The sequence below is a fragment of the Gilvibacter sp. CC01 genome (assembly GCF_055755295.1).
In genome coordinates this window covers 845,475-866,793 of sequence record NZ_CM146909.1, presented here as the reverse complement: position 1 = coordinate 866,793, position 21,319 = coordinate 845,475, and the positions used below count along the sequence as shown (strand labels likewise).

The following is a 21,319-nucleotide window of genomic DNA, read 5'->3' as shown; positions in this document are numbered from 1 at the left end:
ACTATGGCAGTATTTAATTTTCAGAAACCCGACAAAGTAATAATGATCAACTCTACCGAGTTCGAAGGGAAGTTTGAATTCCGTCCCTTGGAGCCTGGCTACGGATTGACCATTGGTAACGCGCTTAGACGTGTGTTGCTTTCGTCTTTGGAAGGGTTTGCAATCACTTCGGTTCGTATCGAAGGTGTCGATCATGAATTTTCGACCATTGCCGGTGTTGTGGAAGACGTAACTGAGATCATTCTCAACCTAAAGCAGATCCGCTTTAAGCGTCAAATCGACGAGATCGACAACGAGACCGTAACCGTTTCCGTTTCTGGAAACGAGCAGCTAACCGCCGGTGACTTCCAGAAATTTATCTCTGGATTCCAGGTGTTAAACCCTGACTTGGTTATTTGCAATATGGATCCTAAGGTTAACTTGAACCTTGAGATCACCATTGAAAAAGGACGTGGATATGTTCCTGCAGAGGAGAACAAGAAAGCCAACGCGCCTTTAGGAACTATTTTTACAGATTCTATCTTTACCCCGATCAAGAACGTAAAGTACAGTATCGAGAACTATCGTGTTGAGCAGAAGACTGACTACGAAAAGTTGGTATTCGAGATCATCTCAGACGGTTCTATTCATCCTAAAGATGCTTTGACAGAAGCTGCTAAGACGCTTATCCACCACTTCATGTTGTTCAGTGACGAACGCATCACCCTTGAGGCCGATGAGATCGCACAGACTGAGACTTACGATGAGGAGTCCTTGCACATGCGTCAATTGTTGAAGACCAAATTGATCGATATGGATCTTTCTGTTCGTGCTTTGAACTGTTTGAAAGCTGCGGAGGTAGATACATTAGGAGACTTGGTTTCTTACAACAAGAACGATTTGATGAAATTCAGAAACTTTGGTAAAAAATCTCTTACTGAGCTAGAAGAGCTTGTAAATGTAAAAGGCCTAAGCTTCGGAATGGATTTGTCCAAGTACAAACTAGACAGAGACTAATCACAACCGATTAGCAATTTATAAACCCCCAGGGTATTTTGCTCCCCAAAGTGGGTCGATGCAAGACACTGGAAAACTAAAAAGTCATGAGACACGGGAAAAAAACAAACCACTTAGGTAGAAAAACTGCGCATCGCAAGTCGATGTTGGCCAATATGGCCTGTTCACTAATCGAACACAAGCGCATCAACACCACAACTGCTAAGGCGAAAGCTTTGAAAAAGTTTGTGGAGCCATTGATCACCAAGAGTAAAGAAGATACTACACACAACCGTCGTATCGTATTTAGTCGTTTGCGTCAAAAAGATGCGGTTACTGAATTGTTCAGAGACGTGGCCGTTCAAGTTGGAGACCGTCCAGGTGGTTACACCCGCATCATTAAGTTGGGGAACCGATTAGGAGATAACGCTGATATGGCGATGATCGAGTTGGTTGACTACAACGAACTGTACAATGCTGGTAAACCTGCTAAGAAGAAGTCTACAAGACGGGGACGTACTGGTAAGAAAGCTGCACCTGCTGCCGCTGCTCCTGCCGCTGCTTCTAAGGAGGAAGAATAGATTAGCAAATATTTAACAGTAAGGAAAGGGTAAGGTTTTACAAAAGCTTACCCTTTTTTGGCTTTATATTTGATATTTTTGAACAGACGTCAGAACCGGGCTACCGTGACCCACACTGTGAATTAGGGTCTTGTTTTGTCGAAAAGAAAATTGTTTTGAACACTATAAAATTTAGCAACATGAAAATTACCTCTTTGTGCGTAGCCGTGATGTGCACATCATTCATCTATGCGCAAAATGCAGACATCGATCAGAACCAAGCAGCAAACCAAAATGCGGTGAGCAACCTGGCAAGCAATCCAAACCAAGGCGGACAGTTTACTGGAGCAGCCACATTTTACAATCCGAAGTTCGATCGTGAAGGATCTATCTATCTTTTCGACGGCTGGGATCAATCTGCAACAATCGTAGCAAAAGGGACTGGAGGTTCCTTTAGAGAGAACAATATCAATTTCAACATACAACGCAGTATGTTTGAGCGTAAAGTAGCAGGAGACTCTATTGTTGCCTACAACTTCACCAGTATAGAAAAGATTATTGTGGGTGGTCGCGAGTTCAAAAGCTTCTACTTAGATGAGATTAAAAGGAACAAAGCCTTTGAGGTTATTTACCGCGGAGATGATTTTACAATCTTAAAAGGATATACGGTAGATATACTTGAAGCTTCTCCTAACCCAATGATCGCACGTCCTAGAGATAAGTACATTCAGCGCGTGACCTATTATTTGGAGACCGAAAAGACTTTAGAAGAATTTAAATTGCGCAAGCGTGCTATTCTAGAAGCACTAAACGACCAGGAAATGGTTGAACGTGCCAAAGATTACGCCCGCCAATACGACAAGTCGTTTAGTAACGAAGAAGATCTTAAGCTTATTCTTAACTACGCTTCTCGTAAGTAAGGCAAGCCAGCAGCTGCGCAATACAAACTAAACTTGATTAGTACTATGAATTGAGCACAAATAAGTTTATTTATTAAGCTACACATTGCACTAAGTAAAGTTTTTGTGCGAAAGCGAAGCGGTTGATCTATGCAGATAATTTTTATTTGTTTGATTGACATAACAATAAAAATATTTTAAGAGATGAAAAAATCATTGCTTATTATGCTCTGCGGCATAGCTGGGATGGGTTTTGCCCAACAAGGAGAACAACAGGTGACAACGAGTGCTGTATTCGGTAGCTCATCCAATTCGGTCGGATTATTTCAATCCGAAGAGAATAGCTTGTTAATCAATGTTGACGATATTCAGAAGATAGAAGGGGTTGCCAGTATTCGCGATTTTGACAACTGGCAGAGTCAGGCTAATACAGAAGGATCTGTAATGCTTTTTGACGAGTGGGCACCTAAAGGATATGTTTATGCTGGAGACAAGAAGTACGTCTTTCCAAAAATGAACTACGATATACTAGAAGGAGCAGTGGTCTCTCAGTTTAAAAAGGATTCCATCTTTAACTTGGGCGTTGAGGGCTACGACAAGATTGTATTCAACAATACGGTATTTAAAAGCATCTTTACACCAAGCCGCGGAGGGAACGCCATGTACCAAGTGGTGTTTGAGTGCCCGGATTATTCCATCGTTAAGGAATTCGCCATTGAGATCCGTGAGGCCAATCCTAATCCAATGATCAATCGCTCCAAGCGTAAGATAATCCAAAAGGAATACTACTATAAGTTAGTAGGACAGCGATTAGAGCGTTTCAAGTTCAAAAAGAAGAACATCTTGGCATTGGCCGGTGATCAGGCAGATGACTTAGAAGCCTATGCAAAAGCAAATCGCCTGTCGTTTAAAGACGACAATGACGTGGCTCAGATATTGATCCACCTCTATAAGATGCAACATTAGTAGGACAATACTATTTGCAGATTGAATTATATGAAGAAGATACGTCCCCTTTTTACATTTGTGTTTGTGTTCTTGTTAGCAGGTGTCGCTCAGGCGCAATTGCAAACAACAGTTAATGCAAATAACAATAATTTGAATGCTCTGGCTACTTATGGTCCAGATGGAGCCAATATTGGTAGTACTTCTTTGGTGATCAACCCGCCAAAGAATATTGAAGGTTCCCTCTATTTATTTGAGCAGTGGAACAACAAAGGTGTCTTTGTAACCAACGAAGACAGAAAGTTGCTTATTAGAAATATCAACTTCAATATCGATTCTGGAGTTTTTGAGTCTGAGATCAGTAAGGATACCGTTTTCACTTTCAGCTTTGACAATGTAGATCGTGTCTTTGTGAATTCCAGAGAATTCAAAGCGCGTTTTATTCCGGCAAAGGGCTTGTACGATGTATACGAGGTGATTTTTGAGAATGAAGATTTCGCCATCTTGAAAAAATGGTTCATCGACATTAAAGAAGGCTCAGATAACCCTATGGTTAATCGACAGAGTCGTTATGTGCACCGCAGCAATTATTACTTGGAGCGCAATGAGAATGTGGAGCTTTTCAAATTCAAAAAGAAGAACCTCTTGAAACTTGCAGGAAACAAAGCCGATGAAATCGAGGCTTACGCCAAGCAATACAAGCTATCTTTTAATAAGGAGATCGATGTGAGTAGGATGTTTTCCTATCACCTCAAATAAAATAATATTGTAAAGAGCGCCTGTGGTGCTCTTTTTTTTACACTGTGGTTAACTTGTTTAAAACTTTTAGAATAAAACATTTTTACGCGATCTGCATTCTGCGTATTTTTGAAAAATCTTTTTCTACATGAAGTATCAGTTAAGAAAACCGGCCGTCGTTCTCCTCGCAGACGGTACTGTTTTTCAAGGAAAAGCTGTCGGAGAAATAACCGGTAGCGCATTCGGAGAAGTTTGTTTCAACACCGGGATGACCGGATACCAAGAAATATTTACAGACCCATCGTATTACGGTCAACTTATGGTGACCACTAACGCTCATATTGGGAACTACGGAACCCACAATGACGAAGTGGAGTCAGAAGGTATCAAGATTGCCGGACTGATTTGTCGCAATTTCAGCTACAATTATTCTCGTCCTGCGGCCGATGATTCTTTGGAAAACTTTTTAGCCAAGAATAATTTGATCGCTATCTCTGATGTAGACACGCGTGCTTTGGTTAGTCACATTAGAGATAATGGAGCTCAGAACGCAGTGATCACAACAGAAGTAGATCGCTTGGACGAATTGCGCAAGCAGTTGTCTGAAGTTCCAGATATGGACGGTCTTGAATTGGCGTCTAAGGTTTCTACTAAAGAGCCTTATACCGTTGGAAACCCAGATGCGAAATACCGGGTAGCGGCAGTAGACATAGGAATCAAGAAGAATATCTTGCGCAATATGGTACAAAGAGACTGTTACGTTAAGGTGTTCCCTTACAATACTTCTTTTGAGACCTTAGCAGAATTTGAGCCACATGGCTACTTTTTCTCTAACGGTCCGGGAGATCCGGAGCCGCTAAAGGATGCCATAAGCACAGCCAAAGAGATTTTAGATCGAGATCTGCCTTTGTTTGGCATTTGTTTAGGACACCAGGTGATCGCTCTGGCCAATGGAATTTCAACCTATAAAATGCACCATGGACATCGCGGGATCAACCATCCCATCAAGAATTTGATCACTGGAAAAGGTGAGATCACTTCGCAGAACCACGGATTTGCCATCAATAGAGAGGAGACAGAAGCACATCCTGAGGTGGAGATCACTCACGTGCATCTCAATGATCACACGGTGGCAGGTATCCGCGTTAAAGACAAAAAGTGTTTCTCGGTACAGTATCACCCAGAAGCAAGTCCAGGACCACACGATGCCTCTTATTTGTTCGATCAGTTTGTAGAAAGCATGGCCTAGAGGTCATTTGCAGCAGCTGTCGTTCGCAAACGTTTTCGTAGAAAAGCCCTTATTTCAAGGGCTTTCTTAAGTTTAAATTAAAGTGAGAATGCAAGGACTTTTGTATCTTCACGCTTTAAAACCAAACCAAAAATAGATGAGCATTATAGTCGATATTCACGCAAGACAGATCTTTGATTCCAGAGGAAATCCTACCGTAGAAGTAGATGTGATCACCGAGAATGGAGTAGTAGGACGCGCTGCAGTACCTTCTGGCGCTTCTACCGGAGAACACGAAGCCGTAGAGCTTCGAGATGGCGGATCAGACTACATGGGAAAAGGGGTTAGCAAGGCCGTAGAGAATGTGAACGGAAAAATTGCTGGAACCCTTTTAGGAGTCTCTGTTTTTGAACAGAATTTGATAGACCAGATCATGATAGAACTGGACGGTACAGAAAATAAATCCAAACTTGGAGCAAATGCTATCTTGGGCGTTTCCTTGGCAGCAGCTCAAGCTGCCGCTGGAGAGCTTGGAATGCCATTGTACCGTTATGTTGGCGGCGTTAGTGCCAACACGCTTCCTGTACCTATGATGAACATCATCAATGGAGGATCGCACTCAGATGCACCTATCGCATTTCAGGAATTCATGGTTATGCCTGTGGAGGCCAAGAGCTTTACAGAGGCATTAAAGATGGGGACAGAGATCTTCCATCATCTGAAAAAAGTATTACACGAGCGCGGACTCAGCACTGCCGTTGGTGATGAAGGAGGTTTTGCTCCAGAACTAGACGGTACAGAAGATGCCTTAGATACTATTGCGCTTGCCGTTAAGAACGCGGGCTATAGTTTTGGTGATCAAATTATGATCGCTTTGGATTGTGCTGCGGCAGAATTCTATGTGGATGGTGCTTACGATTACACTAAGTTCGAAGGCGATACTGGTAAGGTAAGAACCTCTAAAGAGCAAGCTGAATATTTGGCGTCTCTTTGCGAGAAGTATCCGATCATCTCTATTGAGGACGGTATGGACGAAAACGACTGGGACGGCTGGAAACACTTAACTGACCTAGTTGGAGACAAAGTACAGTTGGTAGGTGACGATCTTTTTGTTACCAATGTAACGCGACTTTCTCGAGGAATTGAGAACGAGATCGGCAATTCGATCCTAATCAAGGTAAATCAGATCGGGACCCTTACCGAAACCATTGCTGCCGTGAACATGGCCAAGAATGCCGGGTATACTTCTGTGATGTCTCACCGAAGTGGTGAAACCGAAGACAACACCATTGCAGATCTTGCTGTGGCACTCAACACCGGACAGATCAAGACCGGATCGGCCTCAAGAAGCGACCGTATGGCTAAATACAATCAGCTTTTGCGCATTGAGGAACAGCTTGGGGAAACTGCCTATTATCCTGGTAGAAAAGCCTTTAAGATCTAAAGTTTAACAACTTATATGGAAAACCGCCCTTGTGGCGGTTTTTTTGTTTGGTGTCGATCCGTTAATAAAAGCTTAAATCAGCATAGTGAGATTGTCAAATGTTAAAATTATCGGGTGATATTTTGTAAATTTGCTAGAACACGAAAAAATCAACATTTATTAGCCCTATGACAAAAATTGCTACGCTAGAAATTGATGGTCAGAAGTATGAATTTCCTTTGGTAGAGGGAACTGAAAATGAGCTTGCAATAGACATTAGAAGCCTTCGCGCAGCGACAGGCGGAGTTGTAACCATTGACCCAGGATACAAGAATACCGGCTCTTGTATGAGTGCTATTACTTATTTGGACGGTGAGAACGGAATTTTGCGCTATCGCGGTTACTCCATCGAGGAGCTTGCAGAAAAGGCGGATTTCCTAGAAGTGGCTTATTTGTTGATCTTCGGAGAACTGCCAGACAAGGAAACACTAGATAAATTCCACGCAGACATCAAGCATCACTCGCATGTAGACGAAGATGTAAAGAAAATATTGGACGGCTTCCCTAAGTCGGCGCATCCAATGGGAGTTTTATCTTCCTTAACCAACGCTTTGATAGCTTTTAATCCGTCATCTGTAGATGTGGATTCAGAAGAGGCAATGTACTTGGCAATTGTTCGCATATTAGGAAAGTTTCCTGTGCTTACTGCCTGGGCATACCGCAAGCGTAGCGGCCTAGCTTTAGATTATGGTGACGATTCCTTGGGCTACGTAGAGAACTTCATTAAGATGATGTTCAAAAAGCCAAGTGGAGATTACATCCAGAACAAGGTTGTTGTTGATGCCTTAGACAAGTTACTTATTTTGCACGCGGACCACGAGCAGAACTGTTCTACCAGTACCGTACGTATGGTAGGTTCTGCCCATGCTGGTTTGTTTGCTAGCCTTTCTGCCGGTATCAATGCTTTGTGGGGACCACTCCACGGAGGTGCTAACCAAGCTGTAATTGAAATGCTAGAAGCCATTCGTGAAGACGGTGGTGATACTAAAAAATATATGGCCAAGGCCAAGGATAAGAACGATCCTTTCCGCTTGATGGGATTCGGACACCGCGTTTATAAAAACTTCGATCCACGTGCTAGAATCATCAAGAAAGCTGCAGATGAAGTTCTTGGAGATCTTGGTGTACAAGATCCGGTACTCGATATTGCCAAAGGTTTGGAAAAAGAGGCTTTGGAAGATCAGTACTTCGTAGATCGCAAATTGTATCCTAACGTAGATTTCTACTCCGGGATCATTTACCGCGCTCTTGGAATTCCTACCGATATGTTTACCCCGATGTTCGCCTTAGGACGACTACCAGGTTGGATCGCCCAATGGCGTGAAATGCGCTTGCGCAAAGAGCCTATCGGAAGGCCACGTCAGATCTATATCGGAGAGAACCACCGCGAGTTCAAGCCAATTTATCAACGATAATCAATAAAGCTTCATGAGAAATCATGGAGCTTTCTTTTTATGCAACTAAACATCATTAACGAAACTGCTCGCCTTAGAGCTGTAGTATTGGGTCGTGCAGACAGCAACGGACCAACTCCAGAGCCAGAAGATTGCTACGATCCTAAAAGCTTGGCGCATGTTCTGGCCGGAACCTATCCGCTAGAAAAAGATATGATTCCAGAAATGGAGGCTGTGGCTGCCGTACTTGAAAAATATGACGTGACTGTTTATCGTCCGAAGCTAATTGAGAACTGCAACCAAATCTTTTCAAGAGATATCGCTTTTGTGATAGACGACAAAATGGTCAAGGCCAATATACTGCCAGACAGAGCAGAGGAGTTCGAGGCTATAAGACACGTATGGGAAACCCTCCCGAAGGAAAAGCGAATCAAGTTTCCTGAAGAGTGTCATATAGAAGGCGGTGATGTGATGCCTTGGGGCGACTATATTTTTGTGGGGACTTACCACGGACAGGATTACGGAACCTATATCACTGCGCGTACCAACATGAAAGCGGTCAAGGCCTTGCAGGCTGAGTTCCCGCATAAGATCGTTAAATCCTTTGACCTGCGTAAATCCAACACGGTTGCAAGAGACAATGCCCTGCATTTGGATTGCTGTTTTCAACCCATCGGTCATGACAAATGCATTATTCATAAAGACGGATTTTTAGACGAGCAGGAATACCTGTGGTTGGTGAATCACTTCGGAGCGGACAATTGTTTCCATATCGACAAGGACGAGATGTATAATATGTATTCCAATGTATTTAGTATTGCTCCGGATGTGGTAATATCAGAGCGAAACTTTACGCGACTAAACACTTGGATGCGCGGGCAAGGAATCACTGTGGAGGAGGTTCCGTATGCCGAGATCGCCAAACAAGAAGGACTTTTACGCTGCAGCACCCTGCCGCTAATTAGAGATTAAATATTCCTTGTTGTACAATAACAGTTCACTACTTTTGCCAATATTTTCAAACCGATGAAGCAAATTACCGACAGCTTGTTAATGATACGTCCAGTCGCTTTTCGCATGAACGAACAGACGGCCGTAAACAATTATTTTCAGGAAGATCTCGCAGAAAAGAACGCCAATATCAACACGCTTGCTCAGGCGGAGTTCGATGATTTTGTCGCTAAACTACGCGAGGTAGGAGTGAACGTTATTGTTGAGCACGACGATATTCTGGCAGACACTCCGGATTCTATCTTTCCTAATAATTGGGTGAGTTTTCATGCTGATGGTACCGTTGCGCTCTATCCTATGTTTGCAGAGAACAGACGTAAGGAACGCCGTATGGAGGTCTTTAGACGTTTGGAAAGTGAGGGCTTTATCATTGAGCAATTCATGGATTACAGCGAAGCAGAGCAAGAAGATGTCTTTTTAGAGGGCACCGGAAGTCTCATTCTAGACCGATTGAACAAAAAGGCCTATTGTGCCTTATCTCCGCGCGCCGATGAAAGCTTATTTATTGAGTTCTGCGAAGATTTCGAATACGATCCGGTGGTCTTTACCGCCTATCAGACAGTAGAAGATAAACGACTACCCATTTATCACACTAATGTGATGATGTGTGTGGCAGATGAATTTTGTGTGATCTGCTTGGATTCCATAGATGACAAGAAAGAACGCAAAAATGTAGTGAATCACTTAAAGAAAACTGGTAAAGAGATCATAAACATAACCGAGCAGCAACTCCAGCACTTTGCAGGAAACATGTTGCAAGTGCAAGGAAGTGAGCACAAATATTTGGTAATGAGTGCTGCTGCAGAGCAGTCTTTAAATCAGGAGCAGCGCGATCAGATCGAAAAGTACTGTCCTATTTTAAGCAGTGAGTTGCATACTATAGAAACTTGCGGAGGAGGCAGTGCACGCTGTATGATGGCAGAAGTCTTTTTGCCACGTGCCTAATACCTTTTAGTTGCGATATTTCGAATCATCCCACTAAAGATAAAATAGTGAAAGGGTAGCATGGCGTACCAATACAGCCGTCCAATAAGACCACGTGGTCTAAAGGTGGCTGTTTGATGGAGAGTGTTGTCATCGTCTATCTCAAATTCCAGCCAAGCTTCTCCAGGAACACGCATTTCTGCGAATAGCAGCAGTCTTTTAGCCTCTTTGTCGGCTAGAATGACCCGCCAAAAATCTAAGGCATCTCCCTCGAAGATCTTATCCGGATGGGTTCTTCCTCGTCTCAGGCCAACACCTCCAACTAGTTTGTCCACATAGCCACGGAGTTTCCACAGGGAGTTTCCGTAGTACCAACCTCTTGCACCACCAATGGACCAGATGTTCTTGAGCACTGCCTGTGGGTCATCGACCTTTATTTGCTGATGGTCCTTTACGCAGCCGTAGCTAGGCACTTTTACATATTCCTTAAGATCTTTGGTGAATCTACCGGCTACCAAAGAATCCTTCCAACTCGAAATGACCTGGTTCTGTTCTATTTTCTCAAAAGCCAAGGCTATTGCCTCTTGGTAGGGAATGGGTTCTATATCTAACAATTCCTGAAGCCTACGATCTTTAGTAATAACCTCTACACGCATGCTATCTACCAAATTTAACGCCAGGGTATAAGAAGTGGAGGTGACAAAATACAACCAGTAAGACGAGAGTTTTGGAGTCATTACTGGTACGTCCAAGATTAATAGACGCAGTTTTCGGACCTTGGCGTAGGTCCGCATCATCTTTTTATAGGTCAAAATATCGGGGCCGCCTATATCAAAGACCTCATTAAAGGTTTTTTCATGGCCCAGCACGCCAATCAAGTATTGGATCACATTGCGAATGGCAATGGGTTGACAGCGCGTTTTAACCCATTTCGGTGTGATCATTATAGGCAGTTTCTCGCAGAGGTCGCGAATGATCTCAAAAGAAGCCGAGCCCGAACCAACTATGATCGCCGCGCGCAAAACGGTTAAGGCCGCTGGACCTTCTGCCAATATATCTTCTACGTTCTTTCTCGAGGACAAATGCTTAGACAGCTCATTCTCATTGACAATGCCACCCAAATAGATCACTTGTTTGCACTGGGTTTCTGCGAGCATTTGGTTGAAGTTTTTCGCAGATCGCGCTTCCTTTTCATCGAAATCAGAGGTAGAAGCGCTCATGGAGTGGATCAGGTAATAAGCAGCATCAAGGTCTTTGGGTAATAGTCCTGCTTTAGGGTCTTCTAAAAAATCGACAGTGATCACCTGGATCTTAGCCCGAAGACCTTCACTAATGGAGAGTCGTGCAGGGTTTCGTACGGCACAAACGACCTGGTGCCCTTGCTTGACTAGCAGGGGCAAAAGTCTCATGCCTATATATCCATTGGCGCCGGTAAGTAGAATTTTCACCCTTAAGAGATTAAATTATTAATGTGGTAAAGGGTTTAGTTGCTGATGTAATAAGTTACGAAATTAAAATGGGCCGGCAACGCTAGCGTCGTAATCGGCTTTGGCATCCATGAGTTTTTTCATGAATTTATGAATGCTCTTGTCTTTGGTTCTCGCGCTTATGGCTACGCGGTAAGCGTCCATGTGAACACTGTAAGTGTCTGCTTCTCCTTTGAATAAAACCAATTTGTAGTAAGGGATAATAAGTCCGTACGATTCCAGCAAAGATCTGAATCCTACAATGATCCCCTTAGGACGCATTTCGATATTGCAGATATTTCTGTTGTTATCTAGCTTGAGCAAATTGTCTATTTGGATACTCGCCGCCGCAATGGGCATATGGGGTGATCCTATACCACCAAGTTTTATTCGTTCGCGTAAACTAAAGGGTTTTCCCAAGAGCTCATCGACCTTTTTTCGGGTCTCTTTGTTGTTGTAAGAAAGGTTCAAAATCATAGCAAATTCCTGTCCTTTTTACAAAGATACCGCCATTTCAAGTGGAATAAAAATTTTATCTTTGGGGGCTTAAAATCAAAGGTTCTATGGACTTGCAAACCCTGCTATCACAACACATTAAAGAAGCAATTAAGAGTCTTTATCAGGCTGACCTGGCCGAGGTGGAATTCCAGGCTACTCGCAAAGAATTCGAGGGAGATATCACCGTAGTGGTGTTCCCTATGTTGCGTGTGGTTAAAGGTAATCCGGTGGCAATAGGCGAGGCCTTAGGAGCTTATTTGGTCGCTGAGGTTGAGGCGATCACTGCCTACAATGTAATTAAGGGTTTTTTGAACCTCTCCCTAAGTGACTCCTATTTTTACAACAGCTTTACCAACATTTTGGCCGACACCAATTACGGGCACAAGCCACAAGGAGATGATGCGGTAATTGTGGAATATTCTTCTCCAAATACCAATAAGCCCTTACATTTAGGACATATTAGAAATATTTTACTAGGATATTCTGTTGCGGAGATATTAAAAGCAGCTGGTAATAAAGTATACAAGACACAGATCATCAACGACAGAGGGATCCATATTTGCAAGAGTATGTTGGCCTGGCAACGTTTTGGAAACGGAGAGACCCCAGCCTCAAGTGGTCTTAAAGGTGATCATTTGGTAGGTAAGTACTATGTGAAATTCGATCAAGAGTACAAGGCAGAGCAAAAGGAGCTCATGGCAGCGGGCAAATCAGAATCCGAAGCAAAAGAACAGGCGCCCATACTGTTGGCAGCTCAAGAAATGCTTAGAAAATGGGAAGCTGGCGATGCGACTGTTGTGGAACTTTGGGAAATGATGAATTCTTGGGTTTACCAAGGATTTGATGCCACCTACGACGCCTTGGGGGTGGATTTTGACACGCTCTATTACGAAAGCAATACCTATTTGCTGGGCAAAGAGAATATAGAAGAAGGCCTGGCCAAGGGAGTGTTCTTTAAAAAAGACGACGGCTCGGTTTGGTGTGATCTCACTGACGAAGGCTTGGATGAGAAACTGGTACTTAGAAGCGATGGTACAGCGGTTTATATGACACAAGATATCGGCACCGCGATTCAACGTATCAAGGACATGCCAGATGCCAACGGCATGATCTATACTGTAGGAAACGAACAAGATTACCACTTCAAAGTATTATTCTTGATTTTGAAGAAGTTGGGTTATTCATGGGCAGAGAATCTTCACCATTTGAGTTATGGTATGGTAGATTTGCCTAGTGGGAAGATGAAAAGTAGAGAAGGTACTGTTGTAGATGCTGACGACCTTATCTCCGAAATGGCAAGCACCGCCGAGAGTATTGCCTCAGAACTCGGGAAGTTGGATGGTTATACAGAAGCCCAGAAAAAGGCTCTCTATCAAGACATAGGTCTTGGTGCTTTGAAGTATTACATTCTCAAAGTAGACCCTAAAAAACGTATACTGTTCGATCCAGAAGCCTCAGTAGATTTTCAGGGTAATACAGGTCCATTCGTACAGTATACTTATGCGCGAATTCAAGCGATCTTGCGTAAGGCTGAAACTATGGAAATGGAGCCGGCCACTGCCGTTGACCTTACTGAAAAGGAACGCGCAGTGATCAAAGAACTAGAAAATTACCCAACAGCGGTTAGCTTGGCTGCGGAGCAACACAGTCCAGCCTTGGTAGCCAATTATGTCTACGACCTGGTAAAGGCGTACAATTCCTTTTTCCAGAACGTGCCGATCTTTGCTGCAGACACTGGGGCACAGCTCACTTTTAGAGTACAACTCTCAGAGGCTACAGGCAGAACTATCAAAAGTGCTTTAGCCCTTCTTGGTATTGTTGCGCCAGAGCGTATGTAACTAGAAGCTGAGTTCTAAAGAGAAATTTGGGGTAAATCGCAAAGAGCGATTGTCGATCTGGTTAATGGCGAATTGATCTTCTCCTATCTGCTGAGACACATAATAACGATCCAGTAAATTGTTATTGTTGAAGATATTCTGAAATGCCGCATTGGCTTTTAAAGAGTATGTCTGCTTGTCTAGCGCTATGTATTTGAAAGATAGGTCAGCTCTAAAAAAGGATTGGAGTCGCTGCTGATTGGGTGGATTGAAAGGAATCTCCATATCGTCTTGTACGGCAGATAAGGCTTCTCCTAAGGGGTCTGTAAAGGGTTTTCCGCTACGCCATTGCAACCCAAAAACGGTACTGAACCTCCCCAGGTCATAGCTTACCGCTGTTCGTAGCGAATGGGTGATGTCGAGGTTATTGGCAAATACCTGCGGATCAAAACTGTCAAATTGATAGTCGTTATTGGAGTAGGTGTAACCCAGCCAGGCACCCAGGCCACGCCAGCGCTTGTTAATAATAAGTTCCAAGCCATAGACCTTATAGGAGCCAATAGCTGCTGTGTTCGCGAATTGATTTTGGAATCCTTGCGTTGTAGCACTGATACCGTCAACCGCCTTTTCAAAGTATTCCAAATTGATCAACCAATTGCGTTTGTTCCACACCAGACCAGTAGACCATTGCTCGCTCGTAATAAGTGGAACTTCGTTGCCATTGGCTTGTATCCAACGACGGTTCTCCACACCCAAGAACTCATTTTGAAAGGCTACCGCCTGACTTATACTTTGGCTTTTGAATTCCCCGTGAAACTCCATTGCAAAGCCGCCTCCAAGCTTCTGATGCAGATTCAAACGCGGTTCGAATCGGTACTCGTTGATCTTGGGGTAATGCGTTAGTCGTAAACCGGCATTGATCTGGGTTTTCCCTTGAAAAGGATTCCAGCTGAGTTGGTTGAAGAGGTTGTGTCCAATAAGGACTTCTTTGACCCGTCTTCTGAATTCTGGGGTGGTGGTCTGGTCGCTGTTGGTTACTCCGGTTTCTGTAAACTCATAACCCGCCTCCCATTGCAGATTGTTTTTAGGGCGATACACTAATTGGCCTCGACCTACAAAAGAGATCACTTCATTGCCTTGGGTATCAAAAGCGGTGGTGAGTAATTCAAAATTGGCTGCGTCTAAGTTGTACTGACTTCTGTAGGCCTCAATACTGCTGCTCCATTTAGAGTTCCAACTGCGCTGCCAACTAATTCCTGCGGCTATATTCTGCTGATCCAGTTCACTTGTCTCGCTCAAGGTAAAGGCGTCGTTGGACAAACTCTGATTAAAGGTCAAGGCATTGTTTATGACCAGAAAATTCAGGCGAAATTTATCTTTTGCTGTTGGGTTGAAAAGTAGTTTAGCACTCAGGTCGTAGAAGTTAAAATCTTCAGAGGCTTTAAGTTCCGATTGAGCGTTGGGAGTTGCCAAGTTTGTGATCTGCGTATCCTGAAAAACCCGCTCGGAATAACTGTTGTAAATTGGAGTTTCGTAAAGATCGTTCAAGGAGCGGCGCCCAGCTATCATTACAGAGAGTTTTTTGCTCAAAGGAAGATCTATAAAAGCATTGGCGTGCAAGAGATTTAAGGTTGCCTTTCCGTGGATGCCGTCGGTGATCTCGTCTTTGGCCTTTAGATCGATGACCCCGGACACACTCTCTCCATAGCGACTATGAGTCCCGTTGCGGTATATATAGACATCTTCGGTTATATAGGGATTAATAGCCGAGATCAATCCGTAGAAATGTCCACTTTGATAAACGCGAATGCCATCCCAAAGCAGCAAGTTTTCACCATTGCTTCCCCCGCGAACATTCACGTTTGACACGGTTTCGTCTACGCTTTCTACCCCGGGTAAGGTTTGGGAGATCTGTAGAACATCGGTCTCTGCTATTCCAGGAAGCAAACCGAATTTTTCGGTATTAAAGCGATAAGAGCCATCGTTGGTTCTGTAGATCCCTTGGGTAAATACGGGTTGTAGCAGTACTTCTTCTAACTGATCCACACTAGGGCGCATACGTACCACAACGGTGTCAAACTCTACCGGACCAATATTGAGTCCCTGAGTTTGATACCCCAGATACTGAACTTGTATGAAAATAGGAGCAGGCGGGTTGGGAATATAACTACTCCCAGAGGCGTTGGTGGTGTATCCGGTGGTTTGGTCTACCAAACGAATATTCGCATTGGACAAGGGGAGTCCGCTTTGAGCATCCAAGACCACAATGTGTATACTGTCTGGCGCGCTTATAGAGTAATAACGGGCATTGATCTGTTTGATCTGTAAGCCTGTACGAGCTTTAATGTACTCTAAATTAGCCTCTAAATTTGCGGTTGTTGTTGGGGTTATACTGATGTCACTTATAGCATCCGAAGCATAAGAAAATCGAATGTCGTACTGCTGTTCTAGGCTTTTGAGATAGTCAGAAAGTTTTACTGCATCTTGAGCCAGTCCGGCGTTAAGCCCGATCAGTAAAAAGAAACTCGTCGATAAAAAAAGGCGTCTGAAATTATTCGACCTCATTCAACACTACTTTGTTTTTATCCAAAACGCTGTAGGTCATCTGTAAAGGAGTGCAAATGGATTGTAGTGCGATATCGAGATCCTGGTGTGTAAAGCTTCCTGTAAAGCGCTTTTTAAGATCAATATCTTTCACTTCTAGTTGAACACTGTAATAATGTTCCAATTCATCCAGAACCTCCGACAAAGGTGCATTTTCAAAAGAACTCTCATGTTGCAGCCATTGGGGGGTGCTAAGGCTGGTAGTGAGATTCTTTAAACTGTTACCTTTGGTATACTCTAAGGCCTCTCCGGCCTTCAAGGTGACAACCTGCTGATCTAAAGATACAGAAACAACCCCTTCAAAACAACTCACCTTGAGTTCCTGCCCGCGGGCAAATACGTTGAATTGGGTTCCAAGTACAGTCACATCACCAAGATCGGTCTCAACCACAAAGGCACTGCCTTTGGCTACTTTAAAATACGCTTCTCCTTCTAGATGAAGGGTTCTAGCGTTTTTCCAATCTTGTTCGTTATAGGTCAGGAAAGAATCGGCATTAAGTGCTACTTCAGAAGTGTCTGGCAAAAAGACTTGTGTCTTTTCGGCTATAGCAGTATTGACATCGGTGTCCATACCTTGCCAAAACACATAGGACAACGCAACAATAGCGAAGACTGCCGCAATACGGATCACGTACTTAAGCGGCTGTAAACGTCTTACTTTTGCAGGACGATTAAGCTGTTGGATGTTCTTCCAAACTGCAGCCTCTGGGAACTCAGGTGCTTCTAATTTAGAAGAGTTAGCTGCAATTTGCATCAAGGCATCCATCTCTGGATCCGCTTTTAGCAAGGCTTCTTGCTGCTCCGTCAGCTCGTCATTCATCCATTTATGAAGCAAAGATTGCTTGTCCATTCTCTTTCTTTTTCAAGGGTATAACAGCTAAGTCTATAAATACCCTACCTTATTTATTGAATCCTTCTAAATTTTTTTTCAGGCCTACTAAAGCCTGACTTATACGTTTTTCAACAGCTTTTATACTGATGTCTAATTCTTCTGCTATCTCCTTGTATTTCTTGCCGTCTATCCGATTCATTAAAAAAGCAGTTCGTTGGGCTTCTGTCAATGTGTTAAGCGCAGCATTGAGTTTTTTGCCGTATTCTTTTTCTTCTAGTAAATATTCGGGCGATTGTTTATCAACCCCAGAGGTTTGAGTACTCCTATAATTAAGTACTACCTTTTTATGGGCGACAGCGTTGAGAAAACTGTTGTTGGTAACCGTATATAAAAAAGAGCGGGCTTTGGTAAAACTCACCTTGCTGCAGTTGTTCCAAAGCTTTACAAATGCTTCTTGCACCAAGTCGTTGGCATCGTCTGCATTTCCGCATTTGTAATAGGCGAAATTCCACAGGGCCTGCCCATGCGCTTCATACAGTGCGTTGTAATGCTGCTCCTGGCAGATGTCTTTCTTGTCCTGCGGATTTTTTTCGCTCACGTAATCCTTTGTTTTTAAAGGCGTGTAAATATAAATAGAAACTTTTTTAAATTTTTTGGTAGGGTTTTTTTGCGGTACACTGTTTTACTAACAAATCGACACTAACGCTCGATAGTTCTTTGAAAAGATGATTACCGGATGGGTGCTTCCACAAGAAGACATTTAAAAATAGCTATCTATGAAAAGGAGAAATCCGACAATTCGATTTTAAGACGATAATGCAATTTTTTTCAATAACAAGTCACATTAGTTAAACTGAACCGCATTAGACTTAGAATCCTTGGGCACCATCAGCAATGAGAAATTCTTAAACCTACAGTTATTCATTTTGATGCTAGTTAAAAGTTTCTGTTCATAATGACTACCTCTTGTTGCTGATAGCCCTTTTTTTTAAAAGCACCAAAGGTAAGGCCGGCAGCCAGACCGCAACACATATGACGTCTAGTGAGGCACCAAAGCTTTTTCTTTAGGTTAAACGAAAAACGGTGTAGCGTCTATGACATTAAGTTGCATGCAATATCCTTAACCTACATGAGGTCACTGCTTTCCTTACCTTTCTTAATCATCTTTTTTTGCGCCAATAAAATACACCGCCTATAGGGCGGTTTTTTTATACCCAACTTTTTGTTCTCGACAACGGCTGCAAATTCCTGCTATTTCCTTTCTTTTTGTCTTTTTTTCGCTCCGTAGCGCTGCTATGCAGCTCAAAAAAGCCTTCAACTAAGAAAATATCCGTGAATTTTCGCTTCGCTGTCTCGGCTTAAAAGTTGAGTTTTCGGGTCTTCTGAAAAGTATCAAGGGACAGCGGCTGCAAGTTGCTACTAAAATCTATCTAAAAATCACGCGCAGCGTTGCATTAGGAGTAAAGCGCAGGGCCAGGTCATTGACCTTCTGTACTTCTGTGTTGTCGTTGATGCGGAAAAAGGTGTTGACCACATTGTCATTCCCTAAAAGATTCCAAAGCGATAGACCACTAACAAGTCTTACTTTCTCGCTGAGGTCATAAGTGTAGTTTGCAGAAACGTCTGCTCTAAAGTAATCCTCTAAGAGCACGCTATTAGGAGCTAAATACTCTACAAATCCCACTTGTGGAATAGAATTGTCTCCTACTGGAGTAAAAGGACGTCCACGGCGCCAGTTTAGACCAGCTCCCAGATTAAACTGCCCTAAATTAAAATTTGCTCCAAGCGACAGGGCATGTCTAATATCTAGGTTGTTTGGAAATTCACTTGGGTTAAAAGTCGGAAAGTCATAATCGTTGCGCGCAAAGGTGTAACTGATCCAGATATTGGTTTTCTGCCATTGTCTGTTGGCTAAAAAGTCCAGGCCGTAAACGGTATAAGACCCTGTTTCTCGCCGGTCTTCAAATTGATCCTGAAAGCCTTGACTTTGACTTGTAATACCACGAATCTGTTTCCAGTAGGGCTCCGCGCTAAAAAGCCATCCTTTTCGCTGGTAGCTCAAGCCCAGACCTAAGTGTCTTCCTTTTATAATCGGAATTACCCCAGGGTCTGAAAGTACCCAGCGTCTGTTCTCTACACCCAAGAAATCGTTTTGAAGATCCACCACTTGTGAGGTGGTTTGGCTGTTTAGAGCCCCTAAGAGTTCTAAACTAAAGCTCCTGCCTATTCGCTGCGTAACGCGCAGTCTAGGTTCTAGCAGTATCTCATCGAATTTGTTGATATGATTTGCGCGCAGTCCGGCTTCTATCCGTGTTTTGCCATTGGCAGTTTCCATAAGTATGCTGCTAAACAAACTATGGGTGCGCAGCACTTGTTTCTCTAATCTTTCGAAAGTAGGATTGTTGATGTTCTCAAAATTCGTGATTCCCGTTTCGTTGAACTGATATCCTTGCTGCCAGATGAGTCTTTCGCTAATAGCCCATTTGTTCTCGATCTTAATACCGGTCTCGACCAGGTCATTCTCTTGTATGAGTCGTTGGTCGTTCTCTATATCGGCATTCAGGGCAGTGAGTTCATAGCCGCTCCCATACCATTGCAATTCAGTACTTACATCTTCGTTCCATTTGCGCTGGTAATAGAATCCTCCGGATAGATTGTCTTGGGTAAGATTGCTTTGTCGTGCTTGTGGCTCGCCTTCTAACGTTCCATTTTCTAAAAACTCCAAGCGATTCCCCAAGCGCAGTAAACTAAAACGAAACCGATCTTTTGTGGAAGGTTCGTATTGGAGTCTGATGTGGGCATCAAAGAATTTAAAATCGTCGTCCGAAGTAAAGTTAGCCATGCCAGATGCCTGCAGCTCGGTATTCTGAAAGGCCTTGTCAAAATAGGATTCGTAAGTCGGCGTACTGAGCAGTGAGTTCAGCGAATGCCTTCCGGCTACCTCTAAAGAAAGTTTATCGGTTATAGGCAGTTCAGCCAAGACGTCTGCGCTGAGTAAGTTGAAACCTGCGTTGACCTTAAAATCAGAAATGATCTCGCCCGAACCTCGCATGGCAATAACTCCAGATACGCCATCTCCGTAGCGCGCGTTTCCAATACTTTTATAAACATCTACCTCTTTGGTCAGGTTGGGGTTAAAGGCAGATATTAGCCCAAAGAAGTGTCCACTTTGATACATTTTAATGCCATCCCACAAGATTAGGTTCTGATCGTTGGTTCCTCCGCGGATATTCAAAAAGGAGACTGTTTCGTTCACACTTTGTATTCCCGGGAGTTCTTTTAAAGTTAACAGCACATCGCTCTCTATAAGCCCCGGCAGTATATCAAAGGCATTATAATTCACGTTGACTGCGCCGTCAGCCTTTCTGCTGATTCCTTTTGTGATGAAATTGGTTAGCAGAACAGGATTCAAGGCTTCGGCTTGTGGTCTCAATCTGAACACCGTGCATACATCCCTCGGGGTCGCGGCATCCAATACTGCCGACTGTTTTCCATAACCTAAATAGGTAACACTAATAGGTGTTGATCGGATAACGCTATTTACCACCGCACGCCCTGTCTTATCGGTAACAACTTGTTGGTAGGAGGTAGTTATAATGGCTCCGGATAAAGCTTGATCAGTCTCTGCACTTAGAATTTCTATACAGAATTCTCGGCTTTTCTTAGGAGTAACCGTGACCGTATTGTCTTCTAAAAGGCGGTAGTCGAACAGCGTAGTTTCTTGTAGCTCGGTCAATGCCTCAGTTAAAGCTGTTGGCGTGTCAGATCCTGAATAAAAATGAGATGCAAGGGCTGCATCCTCATAAGAAAAAGTACAATTGAACTGTGTCTCTAATAGGTTGAAATAATCGGTAAGCGACTGTCTTTGCTGTCCGTACAGAAGCAGTAGGGATCCGAAGAAGAAAAATAAAATGCAGATGCGTTTGCGCACGCCTAATTACGGTT

At 43.4% G+C, this 21,319-nt stretch carries 17 protein-coding genes; 11 read left to right on the top strand and 6 right to left on the bottom strand.

All coding sequences use genetic code 11. The features are described 5' to 3' along the window. The first annotated feature begins 3 nt into the window (after positions 1-3). The 10 genes from AC0J2F_RS04065 to ctlX all read left to right on the top strand — a co-directional run bounded on the left by AC0J2F_RS04065 (position 4) and on the right by ctlX (position 10,178). The gene (locus AC0J2F_RS04065; protein ID WP_473008938.1) at positions 4-996 is read left to right on the top strand and encodes a DNA-directed RNA polymerase subunit alpha; all 993 of its coding nucleotides are present in this window, start codon (positions 4-6) and stop codon (positions 994-996) included. Positions 997-1,082: 86 nt separating this feature from the next. Next, positions 1,083-1,556 carry a 50S ribosomal protein L17 gene (gene rplQ / locus AC0J2F_RS04060; RefSeq protein WP_473008936.1) on the top strand — a complete coding sequence of 158 codons (474 nt, stop codon included), beginning with the start codon at positions 1,083-1,085 and terminating at the stop codon, positions 1,554-1,556. 179 nt (positions 1,557-1,735) lie between these two features. Continuing rightward, positions 1,736-2,455 carry a hypothetical protein gene (locus AC0J2F_RS04055; RefSeq protein ID WP_473008935.1) on the top strand — a complete coding sequence of 240 codons (720 nt, stop codon included), beginning with the start codon at positions 1,736-1,738 and terminating at the stop codon, positions 2,453-2,455. A gap of 183 nt (positions 2,456-2,638) precedes the next feature. Continuing rightward, positions 2,639-3,400, top strand: coding sequence for a hypothetical protein (locus tag AC0J2F_RS04050; RefSeq protein WP_473008933.1), 762 nt, complete (start codon positions 2,639-2,641; stop codon positions 3,398-3,400). A 30-nt stretch (positions 3,401-3,430) separates the two neighbouring features. Beyond that, positions 3,431-4,138: a hypothetical protein gene (locus tag AC0J2F_RS04045; protein ID WP_473008931.1), complete on the top strand. Its 708-nt coding sequence runs from the start codon at positions 3,431-3,433 to the stop codon at positions 4,136-4,138. 127 nt (positions 4,139-4,265) lie between these two features. Further along, the gene (gene carA / locus AC0J2F_RS04040) at positions 4,266-5,366 is read left to right on the top strand and encodes a glutamine-hydrolyzing carbamoyl-phosphate synthase small subunit (protein WP_087524634.1); all 1,101 of its coding nucleotides are present in this window, start codon (positions 4,266-4,268) and stop codon (positions 5,364-5,366) included. 136 nt (positions 5,367-5,502) lie between these two features. Then, positions 5,503-6,789, top strand: a complete 1,287-nt coding sequence (gene eno / locus AC0J2F_RS04035; protein WP_473008930.1) for a phosphopyruvate hydratase — start codon at positions 5,503-5,505, stop codon at positions 6,787-6,789. Between the two features lie 167 nt (positions 6,790-6,956). Then, positions 6,957-8,243 carry a citrate synthase gene (locus AC0J2F_RS04030; RefSeq protein WP_473008928.1) on the top strand — a complete coding sequence of 429 codons (1,287 nt, stop codon included), beginning with the start codon at positions 6,957-6,959 and terminating at the stop codon, positions 8,241-8,243. Between the two features lie 39 nt (positions 8,244-8,282). Beyond that, the gene (locus AC0J2F_RS04025; protein WP_473008926.1) at positions 8,283-9,194 is read left to right on the top strand and encodes a dimethylarginine dimethylaminohydrolase family protein; all 912 of its coding nucleotides are present in this window, start codon (positions 8,283-8,285) and stop codon (positions 9,192-9,194) included. 54 nt (positions 9,195-9,248) lie between these two features. Continuing rightward, positions 9,249-10,178, top strand: coding sequence for a citrulline utilization hydrolase CtlX (gene ctlX / locus AC0J2F_RS04020; protein ID WP_473008925.1), 930 nt, complete (start codon positions 9,249-9,251; stop codon positions 10,176-10,178). Here ctlX and AC0J2F_RS04015 read toward each other — a convergent pair. Together AC0J2F_RS04015 and AC0J2F_RS04010 are read right to left on the bottom strand one after the other, a co-directional pair. Next, positions 10,175-11,605 (bottom strand): SDR family oxidoreductase, encoded by a 1,431-nt coding sequence (locus tag AC0J2F_RS04015; protein WP_473008923.1) that lies wholly within the window; start codon positions 11,603-11,605, stop codon positions 10,175-10,177. The two genes, ctlX and AC0J2F_RS04015, sit on opposite strands and share 4 nt — an antisense overlap. 63 nt (positions 11,606-11,668) lie before the next feature. Next, positions 11,669-12,100 (bottom strand): hypothetical protein, encoded by a 432-nt coding sequence (locus AC0J2F_RS04010; RefSeq protein WP_473008921.1) that lies wholly within the window; start codon positions 12,098-12,100, stop codon positions 11,669-11,671. Between the two features lie 86 nt (positions 12,101-12,186). Between AC0J2F_RS04010 and argS the strand changes: the two genes are divergently transcribed. Further along, positions 12,187-13,959: an arginine--tRNA ligase gene (gene argS / locus AC0J2F_RS04005; RefSeq protein ID WP_473008920.1), complete on the top strand. Its 1,773-nt coding sequence runs from the start codon at positions 12,187-12,189 to the stop codon at positions 13,957-13,959. On the opposite strand, the gene AC0J2F_RS04000 is transcribed toward argS, so the two are convergent. The 4 genes from AC0J2F_RS04000 to AC0J2F_RS03985 form a co-directional block, all read right to left on the bottom strand. Then, positions 13,960-16,503: a TonB-dependent receptor gene (locus tag AC0J2F_RS04000; protein WP_473008918.1), complete on the bottom strand. Its 2,544-nt coding sequence runs from the start codon at positions 16,501-16,503 to the stop codon at positions 13,960-13,962. Continuing rightward, entirely contained in the window at positions 16,490-17,392 is a 903-nt protein-coding gene (locus tag AC0J2F_RS03995) for a FecR family protein (protein WP_473008916.1), read from the bottom strand. The genes AC0J2F_RS04000 and AC0J2F_RS03995 overlap by 14 nt, the downstream gene beginning before the upstream one ends. Before the next feature lie 49 nt (positions 17,393-17,441). Continuing rightward, entirely contained in the window at positions 17,442-17,972 is a 531-nt protein-coding gene (locus tag AC0J2F_RS03990; protein WP_473008914.1) for an RNA polymerase sigma factor, read from the bottom strand. 828 nt (positions 17,973-18,800) lie between these two features. Beyond that, positions 18,801-21,305, bottom strand: coding sequence for a TonB-dependent receptor plug domain-containing protein (locus AC0J2F_RS03985; protein WP_473008913.1), 2,505 nt, complete (start codon positions 21,303-21,305; stop codon positions 18,801-18,803). Between the last annotated feature and the right edge of the window lie 14 nt (positions 21,306-21,319).